This window comes from Bacillus sp. FJAT-27916 (genome assembly GCF_001183965.1).
Classification (GTDB): Bacteria; Bacillota; Bacilli; order Bacillales; family Pradoshiaceae; genus Pradoshia.
This window is the reverse complement of record NZ_LFZV01000001.1, coordinates 3758367-3763403: the sequence shown is the minus strand read 5'-3', so window position 1 is coordinate 3763403 and position 5037 is coordinate 3758367. Positions and strand designations below refer to the sequence as shown.

The following is a 5037-nucleotide window of genomic DNA, read 5'->3' as shown; positions in this document are numbered from 1 at the left end:
CGTTCCCATTCCGAACACGGAAGTTAAGCTCTTCAGCGCCGATGGTAGTTGGGGCTCACGCCCCTGTGAGAGTAGGACGTTGCCGGGCAAGCAGAAACCAGTTCAGTATTGAACTGGTTTTTTTGTGTTTTATATTTTCTCGAAAGAGAAAATAAAAGGGATGAAGCCTATTCAAACTGGCAGCAGGCATCTTTGATTGGGGAGAAGCAAGGAGATCGGAATGTACATTGTCCGCACTGGACTGAACGAGTCCGGCTGACGCCGAGGTCCACCTCTTATCGCCGGTTGGGATCCGAACACGGAAATTAAGGTCTTCAGCGCCGATGGTAGTTGGGGCCGCGCGTCCCCTGTGAGAGTAGGACGTTGCCGGGCAAGCGAAAACCAGTTCTAGTTGTGAGCTGGTTTTTTTGTGTTTTCAGGGCATCATGGAGATGCAAGGGAAATGAAAATGGCTTAACAGAGGGTTAGTTTTCAAAGATTTTGAGAAGAAAAAGCAAAATATCTTCTAAAAAACTACGTTATCTAGTCATTTTTGATGGAGAGGAGATAGATGGGTTTATTTTTTTATCTCCTACTTCCGTGATTTTAAGATTTAAGGGAGAATTTCTTCTATTTAAGGGCGGAAATCTGACATTTATGGGCGATAAATCTCAGGTAAGGGCGAGCCCAGGTCTCTAGGGGCGAATGTCCAATTTTAAAGGAGAAAAACCCAAAGGTTAAGGGAGCAAATAGAGGTTGCGACGAAAGCAATGGAATCTAAACGGAGTAATCTGGTTTCCTTGAGGAACATAAAATAGAAGCAAGACTGCTATCTCAATCTAGATCCGTAATAACAGCCAGCCTGATTCACACAGCTAATCATCACTCCGAATATCAGGTGCTCCATTTTGTAAAATCATGTAAAGTTATGATATAGAGGCATGAGGGGAGATAGGAGAATGGAATACCGAAAGGCGACAAAAAGGGATATTGGGGTAATGATGGAACTGAGGAAACGACAGTTAATAGATGAAGGGATTGAACCATCTAGTAATATGGATGACGAACTGCAATCTTTCTTTGAACGAAAGCTTTGTGACGGTACGTTGGTTCAGTGGCTGGTTGAGGACTTAGATGAGGTTGTAGCTTGCGGGGCTGTGCTGTTTTATGAATTTCCGCCAAGTTATACAAATCCGACGGGAATGAAGGCGTACATCGCTAATATGTTTACGGATGAACGGTATCGGGGCAGAGGGATTGCGAAAAAGCTATTAGAAATGCTTGTGGAGGAAGTGCAAGCAGCGGGCATTACGAAAATTTGGCTGGGCGCTTCGGTGATGGGCAGACCGGTATATAAAAAAATTGGTTTTATGGAAAGTAACGAGTATCTAGAGCTGGATTTGGCTAAAGGAGCTAAGCAATGAAGATTCGATTACTAAATGATGATGAACAGCCGCCGATGAATTTGCTTTTATTAGCCGACCCATCAAAAGCTATGATAGAGGGTTATTTAGATAGAGGAAAGTGTTATCTATCAGAGAAGGATGGAAAGATCGTCGGTGTGTATGTCTTGCTTCCTACCAGGCCAGGAACGATAGAGATTGTCAATTTGGCTGTGGAAGAAGGGCATCAGGGGATGGGTCTTGGGAAGGCTTTAGTAATGGATGCGATCCACAGAGCCAGAAGCCAAGGGTATAAAACGCTTGAAATCGGTACAGGGAATTCAAGTATCAGTCAACTTGCGTTATATCAAAAATGCGGGTTCCGGATAACGGGGATTGATCGTGATTTTTTCATTCGACATTATGAGGAAAAGATTTTTGAAAATGGAATACCGTGCCTTGATATGGTGAGACTTTCACAAGATATATTACCGGGTGAACAAGGCTAAAGATCCTCTTGCCACGAATACATAACGGATAGGAGGAGGGTTGGATGAATCTCGGAAAACCGCTTGCCATCGGAAACACCGCATCTATCTATCGGAGCCAGGATAAGGTCATTAAATTAATGAAAGAAGGCTTCCCTGCAACAGAGGTGTATTTTGAAGCCAAGAAGCAGGCATTTGCCTATGCTTGCGGTCTAGATGTTCCAAAAATAGTGATGGTAACGGAGATTGACGGCAGACAGGCTCTTATCATGGAATATATAGAAGGACCAACGATAGGAGAGAGGCTTGTGGAAAATATGGAACAGGTGGAACATTACATTGATATTTGTGTACGTGTTCATCGCACCATCCATCAAGTGATTCCCAAAACTCCGTCAATTGAACGAATGCCGGATAAGCTGTATCGCCAAATCATTCTCAGTGAACTGCTCCCTGAAAATGTGAAGGCGCAATTATTCCAAAGGATGAACAAAATCAAATTTAAACCAAGGCTGTGCCATGGGGATTTTCATCCGTTTAATGGCATCATGAGCAAAGATAGACTGGTCATTCTTGATTGGGTAGATGCAGCATGGGAGACATCAGGGCAGATCTCTATCGAACGTATCTATTGCTTTCCTCTTTTTCAATAGATACAGCGGAATACTATTTAAGGAGCTATTGCAAACAAGCGGATCTTTCAAAAGAGGAAGTATTTCAGTGGGCCCCAATCATTGCTGGGGCACGATTATCTGAACAGATTCCATTGGAACAGAAGGAACCTCTTGTGGGGATTATCACTTCATTTCTGTGAAAGTATCAAAGGGTTCCGATTGATTCGGAACCCCCATTAACAATGCCAGAGAGCATTAATCAATCGATTGATTAGTCCGTCAAAACCGGGTCATTCCTGCATTCCAGCGCTGCGATATATCCGAATGTCATGGCAGGCCCCAAGGTCGCTCCTGGTCCGGGATAGGATTCTCCCATAATGGAGGCGGAACAATTGCCGGCTGCATATACTCCTTTGATGAATGATCCATCTTCTTTTATGATGCGTGCCTTCTCATCAATTACCACGCCTCCCTTTGTTCCAATATCGCCCGGATAGACACGAAGGGCATAATAGGGGCCGTTATTAATGGTGTCTAAATTCGGATTCTTTAAAGTTGGGTCCCCGTAGTATCGGTCATAAGGGACATCGCCTCGTCCGTAATCCGCATCTTTTCCTCTTTTCGCTAGCTGGTTAAAGCGTTCAATTGTAGCGATGAGTTCGATCCGGTCCATCTCCAAGTTCTCCGCTAATTCGGTAATGGTATCGCCAGTCCTTACAATATCATGATCATAGTATTCCTTCGGGAAATCCAGCCCCGGGAATTGACCGGCTATCAGATAGCGCTTCTTGGTTCTTCGGTCGATGATGAACCAAGAGGGGATTGCTTTTCCGTTTGTCCGTTTATTATGCTCATACATCAAGTCTATGAACTCATGATAGGGTAGTGCTTCATTCAGGTATCGGTGTCCATCCTGGTCGGTGATGACCATACTCGGGATACCGCGCTCAGCGACAAGAAAAAACGGTTTCCCATTGTGATCAATAATAGAAGGGGCTCCCCAAACCTTATCCATTAGGTCGAACTTTGCCCCTAATTTAGCAGCTGGTGAGAGGATGTCGCCCGTCTGGCCCGTGGGGGAGGAGGTCCACTGCATATTAGTAGGCTTGGGCAGATACTTCTCCCGTTTTTTCTGATCTCTTGAGAATCCACCAGAACCAAGAATGACTCCCTTTCTTGCTTTAATTGATTGTGCCCTTCCGTCTTTTTTCACTTTGATACCAACAACACGGTCATCATCAATAATGAAGTCCGTAAATGCCGTGTTAAGTGCTAATTCCCCTCCGGCCTCCTTATAGGAAAGGGCGAAACGAGCAATGAGAGCTTGTCCAAGAGAAGTGAGTTTAGCCCGGGTGATTTTAGATTTGACCATTCTTAAGCCCAGGCGCATAGATCGCATCTTCCCTGCAGTGGTGCGTGTAATCATATTTATCTTATGGAAATCCTGTCCTGTCATCGTAAAGCCCTTAGTGGGGATGGTAGGGCTGTTCATTAAATGCTGCCAGCTGCCAAGCTTCCTAGCATCGATAATCAAAGGTTCAATCGACCGACCGTGGGCTTTACCGCCCGGGTAATGAGCATAATAATCAGAGTAGTTTCGTGCATAGGAAAATCTCATATGCTCTGTTTTCTGATAAAAGTAATCAAGCATCTCGATGCCCTTCCGTAAGTAGGTGTCTTTAACAGGTTCGGTGACCCGGTCTCCAACTGTGACATCTAAGTATCTTCTTGCCTCCTTATAGCTGTCGCTAACACCGGCTTCTTCTAAATAGCGATTATTCGGAATCCATACACCGCCTCCTGAAAGGGCAGAAGCACCGCCGTATTTACTTTCCTTTTCAATTAATAGAGTGTGCAGACCTTCAAGCTGAGCGGTCAATGCGGCTGAGAAACCAGCTGCTCCCGAGCCTACTACTAACACATCGTACTCTTCATCCCAATTCATCTAATCCCTCCCGCTTGCTATAAAATATGTCCTGAGAAAAAGACATAGAATAGAAAAAGAAGAATTTTAGCGATAAATTCCAGTTTCATTTTAGGCGAAAAGGTGGTATATTAATTGAGCTGCTTCTTTAAGCAGTGCTGATAGAAAATGGATGATAAACTTTTTTAAAAAAAGTATTGCATTCATAAAAAATATCAGGTATTATATAAAAGTTGCTTCCGAAAAACGAGATAAAAACTTTTGAAAAAAGTTCTTGCTTTTAAGAAGTAATGAGAGTATAATAAATAAGGTCGCTAAGGCGATTGAAAAAGATTGTTCTTTGAAAACTAAACAAAACGAAACGCTAAGCAAGTCTTAAAAAAGAGAGTTTAACTCTCGTCAATGTTTTAAATTATAGCTAGATCAAACATCTTTTGGAGAGTTTGATCCTGGCTCAGGACGAACGCTGGCGGCGTGCCTAATACATGCAAGTCGAGCGAATCAGATGGGAGCTTGCTCCCGGATGATTAGCGGCGGACGGGTGAGTAACACGTGGGCAACCTGCCCGTAAGATTGGGATAACTCCGGGAAACCGGTGCTAATACCGAATAGTTTCTGACACCTCATGGTGTCAGAGGGAAAGTTGGCTT

3 protein-coding genes and 1 pseudogene are annotated in these 5037 nt (G+C 43.9%); 3 read left to right on the top strand and 1 reads right to left on the bottom strand.

From position 1 onward, the window contains the following. The first annotated feature begins 938 nt into the window (after positions 1-938). From AC622_RS18370 to AC622_RS18360, 3 genes and pseudogenes are all read left to right on the top strand, one after another. Positions 939-1403, top strand: coding sequence for a GNAT family N-acetyltransferase (locus AC622_RS18370; RefSeq protein WP_049672364.1), 465 nt, complete (start codon positions 939-941; stop codon positions 1401-1403). Then, on the top strand, positions 1400-1870 hold the full coding sequence (locus AC622_RS18365) for a GNAT family N-acetyltransferase (protein ID WP_049672363.1): 471 nt from the start codon (positions 1400-1402) through the stop codon (positions 1868-1870). The genes AC622_RS18370 and AC622_RS18365 overlap by 4 nt, the downstream gene beginning before the upstream one ends. Before the next feature lie 44 nt (positions 1871-1914). Continuing rightward, a pseudogene (locus tag AC622_RS18360) lies at positions 1915-2663 on the top strand (aminoglycoside phosphotransferase family protein). 71 nt (positions 2664-2734) lie between these two features. Here the strand turns inward: AC622_RS18360 and AC622_RS18355 are convergent. Further along, entirely contained in the window at positions 2735-4408 is a 1674-nt protein-coding gene (locus AC622_RS18355; RefSeq protein WP_049672362.1) for an FAD-dependent oxidoreductase, read from the bottom strand. Positions 4409-5037: the final 629 nt, after the last annotated feature.

Bases quoted from the DNA above. Each gene is read 5' to 3' on its own strand.
- AC622_RS18355 (WP_049672362.1), bottom strand. From the start codon at position 4,408: ATGAATTGGGATGAAGAGTACGATGTGTTAGTAGTAGGCTCGGGAGCA.
- AC622_RS18365 (WP_049672363.1), top strand. From the start codon at position 1,400: ATGAAGATTCGATTACTAAATGATGATGAACAGCCGCCGATGAATTTG.
- AC622_RS18370 (WP_049672364.1), top strand. From the start codon at position 939: ATGGAATACCGAAAGGCGACAAAAAGGGATATTGGGGTAATGATGGAA.